Source organism: Rouxiella sp. Mn2063 (genome assembly GCF_049319665.1).
Classification (GTDB): domain Bacteria; phylum Pseudomonadota; class Gammaproteobacteria; order Enterobacterales; family Enterobacteriaceae; genus JBMOUD01.
This window is the reverse complement of record NZ_JBMOUD010000013.1, coordinates 88,475-107,535: the sequence shown is the minus strand read 5'-3', so window position 1 is coordinate 107,535 and position 19,061 is coordinate 88,475. Positions and strand designations below refer to the sequence as shown.

Annotated in this window: 18 protein-coding genes; 6 read left to right on the top strand and 12 right to left on the bottom strand. The window is 48.4% G+C overall.

Annotated elements, in window-relative coordinates:
- Positions 1-225: 225 nt before the first annotated feature.
- On the top strand, positions 226-2,616 hold the full coding sequence (locus ACL9RG_RS17590) for a TonB-dependent receptor domain-containing protein (RefSeq protein WP_422793929.1): 2,391 nt from the start codon (positions 226-228) through the stop codon (positions 2,614-2,616).
- Between the two features lie 278 nt (positions 2,617-2,894).
- Complete coding sequence (locus ACL9RG_RS17585; RefSeq protein WP_422793928.1) at positions 2,895-3,572, top strand: hypothetical protein; 678 nt, start codon at positions 2,895-2,897, stop codon at positions 3,570-3,572.
- A 109-nt stretch (positions 3,573-3,681) separates the two neighbouring features.
- Here ACL9RG_RS17585 and ugpQ read toward each other — a convergent pair whose 3' ends face one another.
- From ugpQ to ACL9RG_RS17535, 10 genes are all read right to left on the bottom strand, one after another.
- Positions 3,682-4,422, bottom strand: a complete 741-nt coding sequence (gene ugpQ / locus ACL9RG_RS17580; protein ID WP_422793927.1) for a glycerophosphodiester phosphodiesterase — start codon at positions 4,420-4,422, stop codon at positions 3,682-3,684.
- Between the two features lie 2 nt (positions 4,423-4,424).
- The gene (locus ACL9RG_RS17575; RefSeq protein WP_422793926.1) at positions 4,425-5,498 is read right to left on the bottom strand and encodes a sn-glycerol-3-phosphate import ATP-binding protein UgpC; all 1,074 of its coding nucleotides are present in this window, start codon (positions 5,496-5,498) and stop codon (positions 4,425-4,427) included.
- Between the two features lie 6 nt (positions 5,499-5,504).
- On the bottom strand, positions 5,505-6,350 hold the full coding sequence (gene ugpE / locus ACL9RG_RS17570; protein ID WP_422793925.1) for a sn-glycerol-3-phosphate ABC transporter permease UgpE: 846 nt from the start codon (positions 6,348-6,350) through the stop codon (positions 5,505-5,507).
- Positions 6,347-7,234 carry a sn-glycerol-3-phosphate ABC transporter permease UgpA gene (gene ugpA, locus ACL9RG_RS17565; protein ID WP_422793924.1) on the bottom strand — a complete coding sequence of 296 codons (888 nt, stop codon included), beginning with the start codon at positions 7,232-7,234 and terminating at the stop codon, positions 6,347-6,349. The genes ugpE and ugpA overlap by 4 nt, the downstream gene beginning before the upstream one ends.
- A gap of 198 nt (positions 7,235-7,432) precedes the next feature.
- Positions 7,433-8,749: a sn-glycerol-3-phosphate ABC transporter substrate-binding protein UgpB gene (gene ugpB, locus ACL9RG_RS17560; protein ID WP_422793923.1), complete on the bottom strand. Its 1,317-nt coding sequence runs from the start codon at positions 8,747-8,749 to the stop codon at positions 7,433-7,435.
- 221 nt (positions 8,750-8,970) lie between these two features.
- Complete coding sequence (livF, locus tag ACL9RG_RS17555; RefSeq protein ID WP_422793922.1) at positions 8,971-9,672, bottom strand: high-affinity branched-chain amino acid ABC transporter ATP-binding protein LivF; 702 nt, start codon at positions 9,670-9,672, stop codon at positions 8,971-8,973.
- A gap of 154 nt (positions 9,673-9,826) precedes the next feature.
- The gene (livG, locus tag ACL9RG_RS17550; RefSeq protein ID WP_422793921.1) at positions 9,827-10,597 is read right to left on the bottom strand and encodes a high-affinity branched-chain amino acid ABC transporter ATP-binding protein LivG; all 771 of its coding nucleotides are present in this window, start codon (positions 10,595-10,597) and stop codon (positions 9,827-9,829) included.
- Positions 10,594-11,877 carry a high-affinity branched-chain amino acid ABC transporter permease LivM gene (locus tag ACL9RG_RS17545; protein ID WP_422793920.1) on the bottom strand — a complete coding sequence of 428 codons (1,284 nt, stop codon included), beginning with the start codon at positions 11,875-11,877 and terminating at the stop codon, positions 10,594-10,596. Before ACL9RG_RS17545 ends, livG begins: the two co-directional genes overlap by 4 nt.
- A complete protein-coding gene (gene livH / locus ACL9RG_RS17540; protein ID WP_422793919.1) occupies positions 11,874-12,800 on the bottom strand; it encodes a high-affinity branched-chain amino acid ABC transporter permease LivH in 927 nt (308 codons plus the stop codon). The genes ACL9RG_RS17545 and livH overlap by 4 nt, the downstream gene beginning before the upstream one ends.
- 110 nt (positions 12,801-12,910) lie before the next feature.
- A complete protein-coding gene (locus tag ACL9RG_RS17535; protein ID WP_422793918.1) occupies positions 12,911-14,020 on the bottom strand; it encodes a branched-chain amino acid ABC transporter substrate-binding protein in 1,110 nt (369 codons plus the stop codon).
- 421 nt (positions 14,021-14,441) lie between these two features.
- On the opposite strand from ACL9RG_RS17535, the gene panM reads away from it, so the two are divergent.
- Both panM and ACL9RG_RS17525 read left to right on the top strand, forming a co-directional pair.
- A complete protein-coding gene (gene panM, locus ACL9RG_RS17530) occupies positions 14,442-14,837 on the top strand; it encodes an aspartate 1-decarboxylase autocleavage activator PanM (RefSeq protein WP_422793917.1) in 396 nt (131 codons plus the stop codon).
- Positions 14,838-14,888: 51 nt separating this feature from the next.
- Positions 14,889-15,248 (top strand): bleomycin resistance protein, encoded by a 360-nt coding sequence (locus ACL9RG_RS17525; RefSeq protein ID WP_422793916.1) that lies wholly within the window; start codon positions 14,889-14,891, stop codon positions 15,246-15,248.
- Between the two features lie 31 nt (positions 15,249-15,279).
- Here ACL9RG_RS17525 and ACL9RG_RS17520 read toward each other — a convergent pair whose 3' ends face one another.
- Together ACL9RG_RS17520 and ACL9RG_RS17515 are read right to left on the bottom strand one after the other, a co-directional pair.
- Positions 15,280-16,440: a TDT family transporter gene (locus ACL9RG_RS17520; protein ID WP_422793915.1), complete on the bottom strand. Its 1,161-nt coding sequence runs from the start codon at positions 16,438-16,440 to the stop codon at positions 15,280-15,282.
- A gap of 387 nt (positions 16,441-16,827) precedes the next feature.
- On the bottom strand, positions 16,828-17,073 hold the full coding sequence (locus ACL9RG_RS17515) for a hypothetical protein (RefSeq protein ID WP_422793914.1): 246 nt from the start codon (positions 17,071-17,073) through the stop codon (positions 16,828-16,830).
- Between the two features lie 242 nt (positions 17,074-17,315).
- Between ACL9RG_RS17515 and umuD the strand changes: the two genes are divergently transcribed.
- Both umuD and umuC read left to right on the top strand, forming a co-directional pair.
- Positions 17,316-17,735: a translesion error-prone DNA polymerase V autoproteolytic subunit gene (gene umuD, locus ACL9RG_RS17510; RefSeq protein WP_422793913.1), complete on the top strand. Its 420-nt coding sequence runs from the start codon at positions 17,316-17,318 to the stop codon at positions 17,733-17,735.
- Position 17,736: 1 nt separating this feature from the next.
- Complete coding sequence (umuC, locus tag ACL9RG_RS17505; protein WP_422793912.1) at positions 17,737-19,005, top strand: translesion error-prone DNA polymerase V subunit UmuC; 1,269 nt, start codon at positions 17,737-17,739, stop codon at positions 19,003-19,005.
- Positions 19,006-19,061: the final 56 nt, after the last annotated feature.

The window sequence follows — 19,061 nt, the reverse complement described above, 5'->3', positions numbered from 1 at the left end:
ATATTTTATATATGTATTTTTTACGTCATAAAGTATAAAAATTCATTTCAGATACCATTTATCTCTATACAAAGAATATGTTTTGCGTAAGAATGCCCTCCGAAATTTACCGTAATAAGAATCATTACAATATTTAAATAAGCCTGAAAGATAACAGGCTATTTCTTTAACTTTGCAATGTATGAGCATAAAAAATAAAAAACCATAATCTTTCTGAGGTTTATTATGTTCATTTTAAAACAGGGGAAACGCCATGCTAATTCCCTATTTTTGCTCAGTCTTTTATCAAGTGCGATTACCAGCGCCGTTGCTGCAGACAATACGGCCGTTACGACGACGCCGGGCAATCAAACACACACAGCAGCTAACAGTGATGACAACAAAGATGTGATGACTGTCGTTGCACCTAAGCAGGTAAAAAAAGCGGGAACGTCTACGCAAATTACCGCCTCTGATATGCAACGTAACGGCGGTAATGACTTCGGCAGCATCATGCGTTATCAGCCGTTGATCAGTGCAACCGGCTCCAGCCCCGGTTCCTCAGTAGGTAAAAGCGGCTTTGATAGAAGTGGTTACACCGGATACAACATTCGTGGAATGGAAAGCAACCGTATCGGATTAGATGTGGACGGCATTCCATTGCCGAATGCAACCGGCCGCAGCTACGTCAGCCGTGCAGGGCTCAACACCTTCGGTATTGGCCGCGATTATATTGACCCTTATATGTACGGGCTTATTAATATCGAGTCTGGCACGACTGCTGCAGATAATGCCAACAGCGCCATTGGTGGCTCCGTTTCATTCGAGCCTAAATCACCGGATCAATATTTAAACCCAAATAAACATACCTATTTCGGTTATCAAAGCGATTTTGATTCCTCCGACCATAGCTGGCATAACGGTATTACTGCTGCAGGTGGCGATCAAACATTGCGTGGCATCGTGGTTATTTCTCGCCGTGATGGCCAACAAACGCGTAATAACAGCGATAGCCTTAAGGCTTACCCGATGAACTGGCATTCAACCGCGTTGATGACCAGCGGCATATGGCAGCCTAACGATGAACATAAATTCACGGCCACGGCCGACGTTTATGATAAAACCAGCCACTCCCATTACGATGCGTGGAATGATCAAGGTTCTAGCATTCTTGGCACGGCACAGCAAAAGAGTGATACCAAACGCTGGAGCTTCAGCCTGTCTGATGCCTGGACGCCAAATAATATCGACTGGCTCGATGAAGTGGATACCAAACTTTATTATCAAAATGCCGAAGCGCAAGATGATACTTATATGCCAAACGACCCACCAACCAGCATGCAAACGGTCGGTTCTGGCTATAACGTAAAAACGTACGGCTTTGAAACCAAGGCGATGAAAGAAGTCGGTATTCACCGCTTAAGTGCCGGGATCAACGCTAAACAATCTGATACCGAGCGTCCGTTTACCCAAGATCCGGCGCCAAGTATTTACACTGTGATCATGCAACCTGAAGCCAACAGCAAAAGTTATACGCTCGGTGGTTTCGTGCAGGATGACATGACCTTTGACCTTGGCGGTCATGCTTTCTCTATCGTCCCAGCAGTACGTGCGATTTATCAAAATACCAAACCAACCGATTTAGGCGATCTTAGCGCCGGTAGCGCGGTACTGAATGAAGCATCGGTTGAGACGTTGTACGGTAAAACCAACAGTGACACCAAAGTTTTACCGTCATTGAGTTTCTTGTATGACATCACGCCAAAACTGACTGCGTATTTACAATATAAACGCGGCGCAGAATTCCCAGATGCCAGCCAGCTTTACGGTTCCTGGAACCTGGGATCAAGCTATGCGGGAACACAGCAATATGCATTGATTGGTAACACTAATCTGCAGACAGAAACCAGCAATGCATTCGAGTTAGGCTTGAAAGGCGAAGCGGTGGAAGGCGTCACCTTCAGCGGTTCCGTATTCTATACCGCCTATCAGAACTTTATTGCTTATACCCGCTATACCCGCAGCGGTAGCCCGCAGATGTTTGCCAACGTACCTGGCAACATCTACACGATTTATCAGGCAGAAAACCGCGATAAAGCCTATATCTACGGCGGCGAGATGTCAGCTAAAGTAAATTACGGTACTTGGTTTAAACAAGTTGATGGGCTGAGCACCTCCTTTGCACTGGGCTATAACCAAGGTAAATCCAAGTCGAGTTACCTCGGTGATAAATACATTGATCTTGATAGCGTAGCGCCAATGAAAGCGGTGATCGGCGTGGCCTGGGATGCCCCAAGCAAACGCTATGGCGCTGCGGTGATCTCAACCTTCGTCAAAGGTAAGCAACAGCAGGCCACTAACCGCCAGAGCTACTCCAATACCGGTGCACCGATCGCTAACTCAACTACCTCTTATGACCGCATTCCGGGTTATGGTTTAGTCGATTTGACTGCTTACGTCCGTGTGACGCCAACGGTTAAAATCAGCGGTGGTATCTATAACGTGATGGATAAGAAATATTGGGATTATCTGAGCAGCCGTGACTTAACCAACGTCACTAATCAAGATGCCTACAATCAGGCACTAGCCACCGAGCCAGGAAGAACCTTCCAGCTTGGGGTGAATGTCGACTTCTAAGTCAGATGTAGTAATCACAGCCTATTTAATGGCAGGGAATATTTCCTGCCATTATTCAATATAAAATTCTTTTATTCCCTCCATCGCCATTATTAAATATAGCCCCTTCCAATAATCTTAAGATTTTTCTTATTATGAAATTAATAATTTCACTTAATGATTGATTTTAGTTCGCGTATTGCTCTAAATTCTTGCGGCTTATTAATCCAAGTAACTTTCAGGATTAATAATAAACTTATTATAAAATAGAAATAACTAGACGCAGGAAAAGGTTTGTCATGAATATTTTAAAAGGGTTAGGAGTGACTTTTAGTACGTTAATGTTAGCTGCTTGTGCTACAACTCCCAACACAGATAAGATCACTGCAGCAAATGGCAGCAGCGTTGCTCTATATACTGGCTTCGTTTCGGCAGAGTTAAATAACAATCAATATGCTGATTTACATCTGCGTGAAGTTACACCAGCCCACACTGGCGTCGGTGTTGGTATTAACGTACTGGCATCAGTTCTCGCACGAGGGATCTCTGCATCAACATTTAGCAAAGATACTCTGAAGGGCAACAATATTGATACTCTTCCAGAACCAACCGAAGCCTATTTAAAACCTAAAGCTAAACTGGTTATTGCTGATTGGTTGCAGAAAAATGGTAATGGATATCAGTATAAAAATGATTTGAATATCGTCGCGGCAAAATGGTTATTAGTATACCAAGACCTTTCTACCGAAAATTCAAACTATGAATTACGTTATACGGTGAAGTTCTATAAAAAACCTGAGGATGGCAATATGTTCTCCTCCTTTATTATGGCAGGTTGCTCACCAAAACCAGATGTCGCTAAACTTGCTGACTGGCAGGAAAATGGCTATGCATTAGTGAAGAAGACTACCGAAAAATATATGGATTCTTGCGTGCTAGAATTGCAAAACCAGTTACCAACATTGTTGAAACACTAATTATTGCCAATCTATACCCAAAACTGTTGGCGTTGCGGGTATAAAGACAATTTAAAGTATGAAGGCATGATATCCGCCTTCATACTTACCCACAAATCAGCCGTACCTGCTATATGAAATCCGGCCCGATCAAATCGATTTTGTCAGTACAGATACAATCCACACCCCAGCTCAGCAATTGATGTGCTCTTTCTGCGGTGTTAACGGTGTAAACCAGAATATGCAAACCGGCTTCTTTAAGCTGTTCAACACGCTCTTGGGTCAGCTCTTTGTGATTGATGTGCAGCGACACGCACTCCAGTTCACGGATTAACGCCAGCCAGTTATCATCCCAATGATCGAGCAAAATCCCGCGTGGCAATTCAGGCACCGCCTGCTGTGCGGCACGTAATGCCTCAACGGAGAACGAAGAGAGCAACGGTGCAACCTCTTGTCCTTGCCACAGGCTACGTGCAGCCAATGCAACCTGCTTACCCGTTAGCTCATCAGTACCCGTCGTCGGTTTGATTTCGATATTGACCAACATACCGTGTTCGGCACAACGTGCCGCGACCTCAGACAGCGTCGGTAACTTCTCACCGGCAAACTTCGCGCTATACCAACTGCCCGCATCCAACTGAACCAATTTATCCCAGTTCAGCTCGCCGGCAACGCCCCAGCCATTACTGGTGCGATCGAGCGTGTCGTCATGCAGCAGGAAGATCTCACCATCTGCTGCCAATTTGGCATCAAACTCAATCATGGTGTGGCCATGACTGGCACCAACATCAATCGCTGCCAGGGTATTTTCCGGGGCAAGTGAACCGCCGCCGCGATGCGCGACGATTCGTGGATAAGGCCAAGCTTTCATTGTTACTCCATCCGTAATCCGGTCTTACTGTCAAAAAAGTGTAGTGCATTCTGCGGGAGAACCAGACGCAGCGAAGTCCCTGGCTGTGGGCAGTATTCATGGTTAAGGCGAACCACCACGTTACTTTCCGCCCATTTCCCGTGCACTAAGTTATCGGCACCCAGCAATTCCAGCGTATTGATAGTCAGCGGAATACCGTGCTGCACATCGTCCGACAGTTGAATATGCTCTGGTCGAATACCCAGTGTCAATTCGCGGCCGCCCCATTCTGGACGCGCTTGTGGCAAGGCGAGCTGGAAGCCCCCTTCCATCACCAGCGTGCTGCCGTTCGAGGAGAGCTGCCCCGGTAGCAAGTTCATCGCCGGAGAACCAATAAAGCTGGCAACAAACAAGGTGGCTGGACGGCGATATACTTCGGATGGCGTACCAATTTGCTCCGCCACACCTTTGTTCATCACAATCACTCGTTCAGCCAATGTCATGGCCTCTACCTGATCGTGGGTCACATACAAGCTGGTGGTACGTAAGCGACGATGCAGTTGTTGCAGCTCAAGACGCATCTGCACACGCAGTTTGGCATCAAGGTTAGATAGCGGTTCGTCAAATAAGAAGACGGCTGGCTCACGCACAATAGCGCGCCCCATCGCCACACGCTGACGCTGCCCGCCGGACAGCTCACGCGGCTTGCGTTTCAACAATGGGCCAAGTTCAAGAATACGTGCTGCCTCAGCCACTTTGCTCTCGATTTGCGCTTTGCCAAAACCACGAATTTTTAGACCATAAGCCATGTTGTCAAACACGGTCATATGCGGATACAGCGCGTAGTTTTGGAACACCATCGCAATCCCGCGATCTTTAGGTTCCATTTCAGTCACGCGCTGGTCGTTAATATAGATATCGCCGCTGGTCGTACGCTCAAGGCCCGCGACCATACGCAGCAAGGTAGATTTACCGCAACCCGATGGGCCAACCATCACGATGAATTCACCATCGGCGACATCAAGATCAATACTCTTGATAATCTGATTTTTACCGTCGTAAGACTTGGTGACTGCCTGTAGTTTTAAATTAGCCATTTCGCATTACTTCTCACTATCTACCAGACCGCGCACAAACCAGCGCTGCATCAAAAGCACCACCGCTAACGGTGGTAATAAAGTCAGGATCATTGCCGTCATTACCTGGTTCCACTGGGTGGTCGCATCACCGCTGGCAATCATGCCTTTGATCCCGGCAACCGCCGTGCTCATCGCCGGATTGCTGGTGATCAGCAACGGCCACAGATACTGGTTCCAACCGTAGATGAAGGTAATCACAAACAGGGCTGCCAAATTGGTTTTCGACAGCGGTAAAACAATATCCCAGAAGAAACGCATCGGGCCTGCGCCATCAATACGCGCCGCCTCCAGTAGTTCATCCGGCAAGGTCATAAAGAACTGACGGAACAGGAAAGTTGCGGTGGCCGATGCCATCAACGGCAGGGTCAGACCGGTGTAACTGTCCATCATCTTCAGGTCAGCAATAACCTGTACCGTCGGAAAAATACGCACTTCAACTGGCAGCATCAACGTCATGAAAATCAGCCAGAAGAACAAGTTACGTAGCGGAAAGCGGAAATAAACGATGGCATAAGCCGACAAAATCGATACTGAAATCTTACCGATCGTAATCGCCAGCGCCATAATGAAGCTGTTTAACAACATACGACCAAACGCGCTGCTACCGTCGCCCACACCGTGCGTCCAGATATAACGAATGTTCTCCCAGAGATGCCCGCCGGGGATCAGCGTCATTGGCACAGAAAACACCTGTTTGTTATCCAGTGTTGCCGCAACAAACGCGATATACAGCGGGAACAAAATCACCAGCACGCCCAGGATCAGCATAATGTGGCTGAAAATATCCAGCCCTCTGCGGTTTTCAATCATTGGTAACGCACCTTACGTTCAACAAAGCGGAACTGTATGACGGTTAAACCAACCACCAGCACCATTAAAATCACCGACTGCGCGGCAGAACTCGACAGGTCCAGACCGGTAAAGCCTTCGCGGTATACCTTATAAATCAGCGTCGTCGTTGCCTGTACCGGGCCACCGTTGGTCGCGGCATCAATAACCGGGAAGGTGTCGAAGAAGGCATAAACCAGGTTGACCACCAGCAAGAAGAAGCTAACCGGCGTAATCAGCGGCAAGACCAGATTAAAGAAGCGACGCACCGGGCCTGCGCCATCGATGGCTGCGGCTTCAACTAAAGATTTAGGGATCGATTGCAACGCGGCCAGGAAGAATAAGAAGTTGTAGCTAATCTGCTGCCATACCGATGCCAACACCACCAGGAACATCGCCTGACCACTGTTTTGTGCGTGGTTCCAGGTATAGCCCAGTGTGTTAAGGAAATAAGTAATCAATCCAAGTCCCGGACTGAATAAGAACATCCACAATACTGCCGCCATCGCCGGTGCCACAGCATAAGGCAGGATCATCAATGTTTGATAAATACGGCTGGCGCGCACCACGTGATCGACGAGCGCAGCAAGAAACAGTGATACCACCAACCCGATAATTGCCACCATCGAACTGAACTTCATCGTGGTGTAAAACGAGGCGAGGTAGTACGGGTCATGGAACAGTTGAGTAAAGTTAGTCAGGCCAGCAAATTGGCTTGATAGACCAAAGGGATCAACAGTTTGTAACGAATACCACAATGCTTGACCGGCCGGCCACAGGAAGAAAACCACGGTGATCAGTAGTTGCGGTAAAACCAGCGCATAGGGCAGCCAACTGCAACTAAAACCGGGACGATGTGCACTCATTATCATCTACTCGCTAAGACAAAATGCCGGGAAAACCCGGCAGGAACTATTTAAAAAAACGGAGAATCAATCGACAAACGTAGAACCTGTAAAAATTGGAGCACGAGTCAAACGACGGTCTCGACATTCCCTGTGAACGCCCCCACTTCACGCATCACAGGGTTAGCCCGATACCGGCAGGCATCGGGCTACAAGTCGTTACTTAGTTGAAGCCTCGAAGCGACGCAGCAACAGGTTTCCACGCTGAACAGCGTTATCCAACGCTTGCTGAGCAGTTTGTTTGCCGCTCCATACGCCTTCTAACTCTTCATCAACAATGGTACGAATCTGTGGCATATAGCCCAGACGCAGACCTTTGGTGAATGGCAATGGTGGCTTGTTCATCATCTGACGAATGGCCACATCAGCACCTGGATTCTTGTCGTAGAAACCGTCTTTCTTAGTCAGTTCATAAGCGGCGGTCGTTACCGGCAGGTAACCCGTTTTCTGGTGCCATTCCGCAGCAATAGCAGGTGTTGTCAGGAACTGCATGAACTCAGCAACACCTTTATAGGTTGCTTTGTCTTTGCCGTTCATTACCCACAGGCTCGCGCCGCCGATAATGGCGTTTTGTGGTGCACCTTTCACGTCAGCATCGTAAGGCATCATGCCAACGCCGTAGTGGAACTTGGCATATTGACGGATATCAGCCAGTGAACCAGAAGAAGCGGTAGTAATGGCACAGTCACCGTTGTAGAACTTAGCGGTAGATTCATCGGTACGGCCCACGTAAGTGAAGTCGCCCTTCTTGTTCATATCTTCCAGCATCTGGATGTGCTTGACTTGCTCTGGCTTATTGAATTCCAGAACCGCGTCAGTACCATCGAAACCGTTATTTTTGGTCGCGATTGGCAGAGCATGCCAGGCGCTGAAGTTCTCGATTTGGATCCAACCCTGCCAACCGCTGGAGTAGCCACATTTCATGCCGGCTTCGCGCAGCTTGTCAGTATCAGCCTGCAGTTCCTGCCAGGTTTTTGGCGGCTCATCTGGGTTCAGACCGGCTTTCTTGAAAGCGTCTTTGTTGTAGTACAGCACCGGCGTAGAGCTGTTGAACGGTAAGGACAGCAACTGACCTTTAGAATCTGAGTAGTAACCAGAAATGGTCGGAACAAACTGGGCAGAATCGAGTTTGATACCTGAGTCAGCAAAGACCTGATAGACCGGCTTGATCGCTTTACTTGCCATCATGGTCGCGGTGCCAACTTCATAAACTTGTAAGATAGCGGGTGCCTGGCCGCTGCGATACGCCGCGATGCCTGCTGCTAACCCTTGGTCATACTTACCTTTATAGACAGGCACGATTTTATAATCAGGATGCGTCTGGTTAAAACGGTCGGCCAAAGAGTTAACTTCTTTGCCTAATTCACCATCCATCGAATGCCAGAAAGGAATTTCAGTTACTGCCATCGCCTGAGTGCTGAATGATAATGCCAGCGCCACGCAAAGCGTCGTTTTAGTTATTGCTTGCTTAAGCATGCCTGTCTCCAGAAAAGGTAGGTGTGTAGCCCTGTAAGAAAAAATTTCTTCAAATCGAGGCTAAAATGACATGACTAAATGACAGAAAAATAGCGTTTATATGACAGAAGAGTGACAGCTGCATGAACAGCGGGTAGCCGCTAAAGATATTTCCTAGAAAGGACAAAGGGTGCCGCTTAAGCACCCTTTGTGTTTTGAATTAACCGAGTAAAAATCTAAGACTATGCCCCCAAATACGCCGATCTCACCGCTTCATTGGCTAACAGCGCAGCGCCGCTGTCTTCCAGCACCACGTGACCGTTTTCCAACACATAGCCACGGTCAGCGAGTTTCAATGCCTGATTAGCATTTTGCTCGACTAGGAAAATCGTCATCCCTTCTTCACGCAGGCGTTGAATAGTGTCGAAAATCTGCTGAATGATGATTGGCGCTAACCCCAGAGAAGGTTCATCAAGCAATAACAAACGTGGTTGGCTCATCAGCGCACGACCAATCGCCAACATTTGCTGTTCACCACCGGACATGGTGCCAGAACGCTGAGCACGACGTTCTTGCAGACGCGGGAACAGCGCATAAACGTGCTGCAAGCGCTGCTGATATTGCTCGCGGGTAGCAAAGAAACCGCCCATTGCCAGATTCTCTTCCACTGTCATACGTGAAAATACTCGCCGACCTTCCGGCACAATGGCAATATCGCCACGCATGATTTTCGCCGTCGGCCACTGAGTAATATCTTGCCCTTCAAAGACAATTGAGCCTTGTGTGGCACGCGGCTCGCCGCATAACGCACCTAACAAGGTGGTTTTTCCCGCGCCATTAGCACCTATCAGGGTGACAATTTCGCCTTGATTGATATGCAGGCTGACCTGATGCAACGCCTGAATTTTGCCGTAATGGGCGGAAACGTTATTAAATGACAGCATGTTGATCCCTGCCTATCTCAGTAGGCGTTATTGTTGCAGCCAGTTTGCGCTCGGACTGCGCGCAGAAACCGCAGCGTACAGGCAAGTACGTGAGGATTTCGAGCACTGCCCGAGTGCAAAATAGCAAATAAAATAGCCTTAATGGGATAGGCAGCTATCCCTCGCCCAAATACGCGCGTATCACATCTGGATTATTACGAATCTCATTCGGTGTACCCTGTGCCAGCGGCGTACCCTGATTAACGACGTAAATCCGGTCTGAGATACCCATCACCAGCTTCATATCGTGTTCAATGAGCAATACCGATACCTGATGTTGATTGCGCAGCTCGGCGATCAATTGGTTCAGCTCTTCCGTTTCGCGCGGGTTCAAACCAGCAGCCGGTTCGTCCAGCATCAACAATTCTGGACGGGTCACCATGCAGCGCACGATTTCCAGACGACGCTGCTGGCCATAAGCCAGATTACCGGCCTGGCGGTTAGCTAACGCCAATAGCCCGACGCGTTCGAGCCACACTGCGGCACGATCTAACGCATCCGCTTCGGCACGACGAAATCCCGGCGTTTTAAACAGTCCGGCCAATACGCCGCTTTTAAGATGTTGATGTTGCGCCACCAGCAGGTTTTCAATCACCGTCATCTCACGGAACAGCCGCACATGCTGGAAGGTTCGCACCACGCCCATACGCGCAATTTTCTGGCCGGGTAAGCCTTCCAGATGCTGGTCACGTAATTTGATGGTGCCGCCGCTTGGCTTATAAAAACCGGTCAGACAGTTAAATACCGTGGTTTTCCCAGCACCGTTTGGGCCAATCAATGAAACGATTTCGCCCTGATTAAGCTGCAAGGCAACGTTATTAACCGCCAACAGGCCGCCAAAACGCATCGATAATCCTTCGACGGACAGCAGAGGTTGTTGGCTCATGCCTGCTCTCCTTCAGTAGATTGTTGCGCGACTTTCAGCTTCAACTGCGGTCGTTTCATTGGCAATAAGCCTTGCGGTCGCCAAATCATCATCAACACCATTAATGCCCCGAGCAGCAACATACTGTATTCATTCAAGTCCCTCATCAGTTCACGCGATACCACCAGCAAAATTGCCGCCAGAATCACCGCAAACTGCGACCCCATCCCGCCTAGCACTACAATGGCTAATACAAAAGCAGACTCAACAAAGGTGAAGGATTCTGGGCTGACAAACCCCTGACGAGCAGCAAATAACGTCCCGGCGACACCGGCAAAAGCGGCGCTGATAGTAAAAGCGGTTAGCTTGATACGCGTTGGGTTCAACCCTAAAGAACGACAAGCAATTTCGTCTTCACGTAACGCTTCCCATGCCCGTCCCAGCGGCATTCGCAGCAGGCGGTTAATGATAAATAGCGTCAGCAGCACTAACAGCAGCGCCACCATGTAGAGGAAAATAATGCGGTCATTTGGGTCATATTGCAGGCCGAAGAAATGGCTGAAGGTATCCCAGCCACCTTCGCGCGCCGTGCGGCTGAACTCCAGACCAAACAGCGTGGGTTTCGGGATTTGGCTGATACCGTTCGGACCACCGGTAATATTGGTGTTATTGAGCAGCAAGATACGAACGATCTCACCAAAACCCAGCGTCACTATCGCCAGATAATCACCGCGCAACCGCAGCACCGGGAAGCCAAGCAGTAAACCAAAGGCCGCAGAAACCAGCCCCGCCAGCGGCAGACACTCCCAGAAACTCAAGCCGTAATAATGATTAAGCAACGCAAAAGTGTAGGCGCCAACCGCGTAAAAACCGGCGTACCCCAGAACCAGCAACCCGGAAAGCCCCACCACCACATTCAAGCCTAACCCCAACATGATGTAAATCAGGGTCAGCGTGGCGGTATCAACGCTACCGCGTGACACCAAGAACGGCCAGACCAAAGCGGCAATAATCAGTACCAGCGCCAACCATTTTTGTCGCGGTGTGCTGCCATCAAAACTGGGCAATACCCAGCCCGGCCCAGAGACTTTTTTCAGCCCTTGTTGCCACAGAGGACGTAATAGTTGGAAGACAAACACCACCGCACAACCAACGGCAATCCACGTCCAGCGCACATTGCCCGCCCCGCGCACCACCAAATGAGTGCCGTCGAGTGTTAGTTGCAACCCCATGATAAAAGAGGCTAAAACTAATAAGACAAACGCTGAAAGCAGCGCGTTGAACAGGTTGAGACGTTTCATACTTTCTCTACCTCCGGGCGGCCTAAAATACCGGTCGGCAACACCAATAACACCACAATCAGCAGTGCGAAGGAGACGACATCTTTATATTCTGTGCTCAAATAAGCGGAAGTTAATGCCTCGGCTACGCCCAGAATCAGACCGCCGATCATTGCGCCAGGAATGCTACCGATACCGCCCAATACTGCCGCAGTGAAGGCCTTCATTCCGGCCATAAAGCCGATATACGGGTTGATCACCCCGTAGAATTGCCCCAGCAATACACCGGCAACCGCCGCCATTAAAGCACCGATAACAAAGGTCAGAGAGATAACACGGTCAGTACTGATACCCAGCAGGCTGGCCATTTTCAAATCTTCGGCACAGGCGCGGCACGCACGGCCCATACGCGAGTAGCGGATAAACAGGGTCAATGCCAGCATCGCCAAAAAGGTAACAACCCAGATAATCAGCTGCATAGTGCTGATAGTCGCAGCGAAGCCGTTGGTTTGGCCGAGCGTCCATTGGCCGGTGACCAGACTTGGCAGCGCTAAATCACGGGAACCTTGGGTCAGGCTGACGGTGTTTTGCAAGAATATCGACATACCGATAGCGGAGATCAGCGCAATAAGACGTTTGGAGTTTCTCACCGGCTTATAAGCGACACGCTCAATGCTCCAACCGTAGGCACTAGCAATCACCATCGCGGCAATAAAACCGGCGCCAATCAGCAGCCAACTGGCGTCGATCCCCAGCATCATCAGCCCGGCAATGGCGAGGAAAGAGACGTAGCTACCAATCATATACACCTCGCCGTGGGCGAAGTTAATCATGCCGATGATGCCGTAAACCATGGTGTAACCGATGGCGATCAGTGCATAGGTGCTGCCCAGCGTGACGCCGTTAAACATCTGCTGTAGGAAATAAAGAAACTGCTCTGACATACCCTATCCTTATTCTTCAAGGGTGTTGAAAACTGGTGCTGCAACCCCTCGCCAGATAAATATCTATAAACATCTAGCGAGGGAGAAAGCATTAAGTAATGAGAGGTGTATTATTGGATAGGCGTTGAAGTGCCGTCTTTATGCCACTCGAAGACACCGAACTCGAAGCCTTTCAGGTCGCCCTTCTCATCCCAGCTCAACGGCCCCATGACGGTATCTACCGATTGAGATTTCAGGTTTTTGGCAATATCCGCAGGTTCCATGCTGCCGCTACGCTCCATCCCGGTGGTCAACGCTTGTAGTGCAGCGTAAGTGGTCCATACAAATGGCCCGGTTGGATCTTGCTTGTTGGCTTTCAGCTCCGCCACAATCGGCTGGTTAGCAGGTACCTGGTCGTAACGTTTTGGCAGCGTCACAAACATACCTTCAGAAGCGGCACCGGCGATGTTTGACAGCGAAGAGTTACCCACGCCTTCTGGACCCATAAATTTAGCATCCAGACCGGCTTGTTTAGCCTGGCGCAGGATTTGTCCCATCTCTGGGTAGTAGCCGCCAAAGTAGACAAAATCGACGTTATCTTTCTTCAGGCGATCGACCAGCACAGAGAAGTCTTTATCACCAGCGGTGATTCCTTCAAACAGCACCACATTGGCACCGGCTTTTTGCAGGCTATCGCGCACTGAGGTTGCCAAGCCTTGGCCGTATTGCTGTTTGTCATGTACTACCGCAATACGTTTTGGTTTGATGGCGCTCAGAATGTATTTCGCCGCCGTTGGCCCTTGGTCGGAGTCCAGACCGGTGGTACGCATCACCAACTTATAACCACGTGTGGTCAGGTCAGCATTGGTGGCCGCTGGGGTAATCATCAGCACGCCTTCGTCTTCATAGATATCAGACGCTGGTTGCGTTGAAGAAGAACACAGGTGACCGATAACATAACGGATACCGTCATTGATCACTTTGTTGGCAACAGCAACGGCTTGTTTTGGGTCACAAGCATCGTCATATTCCACACCCACTAATTTGTCGCCTTTAATCCCACCTTTGGCATTAATATCGGCAATGGCTTGTTTAGCACCGGTAAATTCCATATCACCGTATTGTGCTACTGGGCCAGACATCGCACCAACAATCGCTACTTTAATGTCTTTAGCGATAGCACTGTGGCTCATTGCCAATGCGATACAACCCGCCAGCCAGATTTTTCCTGTTGCTTTCATCCTATTACCCCACTCAGTTTTGTCAGTTGTGATGTTTGTATTTTTTATTGTTTGCATTGTTGTCGTCTAAAACATCATCACTTAGGAATTTACTTATAAGTAATAACGAGTTAGCGACTTATTTTTGTTTTAATATCAAATAAGACTTTATTTATCATATTATTAAACAGGAATTTTCTTCTGCAAATCAAATCACATTGTTAGAAACAATAGGTGTAAACAGAATTTTATTTGGCTAAAAAGCGGGCTAAAGTGAATTAAGTTAGTGTTTAAAACTGATTAAATACCATTTATGCCAACGTTTATTCCTTATACAAAGATCGGCAAAAAACTTTCAACCTGTTACTGTACAAAAAAAGTTACGCGGGACTTAATCAGCAATCCGCTACACTGACACTCTGTTTTCCTTGATGACTTCACCATGAAATTAACGATCGAAAGAGTGCGCCAATTCAGCGCACAGGACCTGATTGACCTAGGTAAGATTTGGCCGCAACAAAACCTGGAAGCGTGGCAACCCTGGTTAAGCGCGGATCACGCCATATTTGCCGCACGTTTTAACGATCGCCTGTTAGCGGCGGTGAAAGTTAAAATCAGCGGGAAAACAGCCGAACTCAGTGATTTATTGGTACGAGAAGTCACGCGCCGACGCGGCGTTGGTCTATACCTGCTTGAAGAAGTACAACGGCAACTGCCAGAGATAGATAGATGGGCGCTGTATAGCGCCGATAATGACAAGCTGCTCGACGCCTTTATGCAGGCCTGCGGGTTTGTAGTAATACCCGATGGCTGGCAGCGAGAGCAGTCATTATCGTGATTTGGCCGTATCGAGCCAATGTAGTATCGAGCCAATAATTAGAGAGGCTTTATGGCTAATCACGCAACACCCAATTTACCGTCCCGCAGCTTTGATAAAACTGAGCAGTTTTACGCGAATCTGGGGTTTAACACGACATACCGCGATGATAGCTGGCTGATCATGAATTTGTTGGGTCTACAGCTGGAGTTCTTCCCGCATCCAGAGCTTGACCCGCTCAGCAGTTGGTTTAGCTGTTGCCTGCGTGTAGACGACCTCGGTGCCTTTTATGCTCAATGCCAATCAAGTGGCATAACCGAGCTTAATGAAGGTGCCCCACGCCTGCACCCGCCGGAGCAACTGCCAGCGGGGATAACAATGGCCGCGCTGATTGACCTTGATGGGTCGCTACTGCGCCTGATTCAGAATTAATAGCGTGCAGATCCAAACTCAATACTGCTGATTATTTCTTCAGGCCACTAATACAAGGCGAAACAAACAGGGTGCCTCTCCAAGCGCCTCTGATGGTTTTTACTGCTACTAAGCTCCACATCAGAGCCAAAGCGATCACTAAGACGGCACCAAACACTTTGAAAAACGCAATATCAATCAACGTTGCCAGTTTCAGCGTTGTCACCGTATAAACACCCAATGGGAAGGTAAAACCCCACCATCCAAGATTAAAAGGAATGGCTCCGTTGCGACAATAGCGAATAGTGATCATGGCTGCCAATAACATCCACCATAAGCCACATCCCCAAAACAGAATCCCAGATACAAATCCTACGCCTTGTGCAATATTGCCCAGCATTGCCATATTATTCGCGGCAAAAATAGCCGGCGCATCCCCTCCGATAACTAACATACCCAAAGAACCCGTACCAATAGGACCAAGAGCTAGCCAGCTTGAGGCTGCCATGCTTTCATGAGGCAGTTTATGCAGCGCCATACGCAACAGCAAAATAACCAAAATACTTAGCGCAATAGGAACAGAATAGGCCCAGAGTACGTAGCTGGTGATAACCACATAAAGCTGGGTGTGTACATCGGCGATATGCGGTGCCAGTAACCCACCGCTAACGGCAGCAACCTCAGCGGCAACAACGGGTAACAACCAGACGGCTGTCATCTGATCGATACGGTGTTCTTGCCGGGTAAACATCATATAGGGAATACAAACACCACAAAGCAGCGCCATCGCTACATCCAGCCACCAGAGAACCTCAGCAATCGGTACAACACTCGCCCCCCAACGCGGCAAACCGAATACCAACAACCCATTGATAATCGTTGCCATCCCCATCGGGATTGTCCCGAAGAACATGGATACCGTAGAGTGTCCAAATACCCGCTTCGCTTCGTCGAAATACATGATCCAACGCGCCAGATATATCATGGAAAACAGGACGAAAAGCAGGATGTTGAACATCCAAAGCCCTTCGGCAATAGCCTGTAATCCAGGAACAGGCCAAGGAAACTGTGCAAGCGACAAGGATAAAATCCCCGTCCCCATCGTGGCGGCAAACCAGTTTGGCGTAAACTGACGAATAACTTCTGTCGGCTCTTTCAGCGCATTAAGCGGTGTTGCGCCAGCGAATATTGCCGCAATTTTTTGGTCACTCATATTCTTCCCCCCCCACAAAACATTGCAAAAATGTTAATAGATTTTGGCTCAGGTAAGAAACGCATTAATATCGTATGAGTTATCTATAAAAGTGGTAATTAAATAGAATTAGACATCTTTTTTTATTATATACCCCATAAATTTTAAGCTGTCGGTAAGCGGCAATCGAGAGACAAATCGGTCAAGAAACAATGTGAACAACGTTGGCGTTGACAGGAGGGGAAAAATCTTAGGAAACCGCCCCATTTATCCTTAGGAGCTTAGATTGCTAACAGCGACTGGGGGTGAAAGATGCGCTTTCGTTGTAATGCAAAGCATGAAAAATATATCAATATTCTTTAGGACGGGTCAGCGCCCGTCCTTTTTCATTTATATGCTCAAATATAGTCATTTATTGCCGAATAGCCCACTGTGTGATGAAGACCAATCACTGAGGCATAACCATTCTTCAGGGACTTCAATTATCGCTTCGGCAGGGGCTTCTATATCCCATAAATGCTCCCATCCCCCCGTACTATAATCAGCAATACTGACAACACTTTTCCATTTTTCTATCCATGCCAGGACAAATTCAAAATCAGCTGGCGAGTCATCATGAAGAACAAAGATAGTAATGCGCTGACGTTCGCTCATAAAAAGTATCCTGCTATAAGAGCTATTCGCAAAGTTTGTATGAGTAATATTGTAATTTTGTTTAACGATTCGAACGATACAAACCACCAGCCTTTTTCTTAGCATACAAAATATTCAAGGAATGAGGTCAAAACTAAATTCCCTCATTCATCAACCTGATAGCATTTTCTTTATCACACAGTCTTGATTGACAGATTGCCAACATTAATACTGTATATAAAAACAGTATTAATAGGTGTGTGATGATCTGCTACAAACCCACTGAGTCTCAGTCAGAGTCCTTACTGCCGCTATTCCTGGAGCGCGTGCCTTGCGGTTTCCCTAGCCCAGCACAGGACTACGTTGAGTCACGCCTTGATCTGAACAAATTTTTAGTCCAGCACCCTAGCGCCACTTATTTTGTGCGCGTTTCTGGGCATTCAATGACTGATGCCAATATCAATGAAGGGGATTTGCTAGTGGTCGATAGCGCGCTGACCGCGGTACATGACAATATTGTCGTAGCATCGGTTAATGGCGAATTTACCGTCAAAAGGCTTTGTACCAAACCGAGGCTGCAACTGCTGGCTATGAACCCCAGCTATGCGCCTATTACCTTTGATGACGACACATCGCTAGAGATCTTCGGAGTGGTGACTTTTATTATTTATGCGGCACGCTGAGATGTTTGCCCTGGTGGACGTTAATTCGTTTTACGCCTCCTGCGAAACCATTTTTCGGCCAGACTTACGCGGACGCCCGGTAGTAGTACTGTCGAATAACGACGGCTGCGTTATCGCTCGTAATGCTGAGGCCAAGCGCCTAGAGATAAAAATGGGCGCGCCGTATTTTAAGATACGCGATGAGGTTAAGCGTCATAATGTGGCGGTCTTTTCCTCCAACTATGCGCTATATGCAGATATGTCTAATCGGGTGATGGAAACGCTGGAAGCACTGGCCCCGGCAGTCGATGTGTATTCGATTGATGAAGCCTTTCTTGATCTCAGTGGTATCAATAAACTTATGCCGCTGCACGACTTTGGTAAACAGATTCAAGATAAAATCTATAAAGAGAATCACCTCGCGGTTGGCGTCGGTATCGCCCCCACCAAAACGTTGGCCAAACTGGCTAATCTGGCGGCGAAAACCTGGAAGGCAACCGGCGGCGTGCTGGATTTATCATCGTCTGAACGACAAAGAAAATTAATGCATCTGATCCCGGTGGGTGAAGTCTGGGGCGTGGGCCGACGTATTAGTAAACAGTTGAATATGTTGGGGATTAAAACTGCATTGCAACTGGCAGACAGTCCATCGACGTTAATCCGCAAGCATTTTAGCGTAGTACTCGAGCGCACGGTGCGGGAGCTTCGGGGAGAAAGTTGCCTGGCCTTTGAAGAGTCATTGCCAAGTAAACAACAGATTATCTGTTCGCGTTCCTTTGGTGAGCGCATTACCGAGTTTCAGGATATGCGCGAAGCAATTTGCAGCTACGCGGTGCGAGCAGCAGAGAAACTACGCGCTGAGCACCAATATTGCCGCTATATCTCCGCCTTTATCAAAACCAGCCCGCACGACCCTAATATTCCCTATTACAGTAACTATTCGGCGATCGCCGTGAATACTCCAACGCAAGACAGTCGCGATATTCTCAATGCAGCAGTACGTTGCCTCGAACAAATCTGGAAGCCCGGCTACCGCTATCAGAAAGGTGGCGTAATGTTGGGTGACTTTTTCAGTCAAGGCGTGGCACAACTTAATCTGTTTGATGAGTATCAGCCAAAACCCAACAGCCAACGGCTAATGCAAACGCTGGATCGCATCAACCAACAAGGTATCGGCAAAATATGGTTCGCCGGTCAGGGCATCGAACGCAGCTGGGCGATGAAACGCGAGATGCTATCGCCAGCCTATACCACACGGTTTAATGAGCTGATGACGGCGGTAGTTAAGTAAGAGAGGTCACCTTGCCAGGCTTGTCATTCTTTTGTCATTTTTGAGTCAGCCTTTTG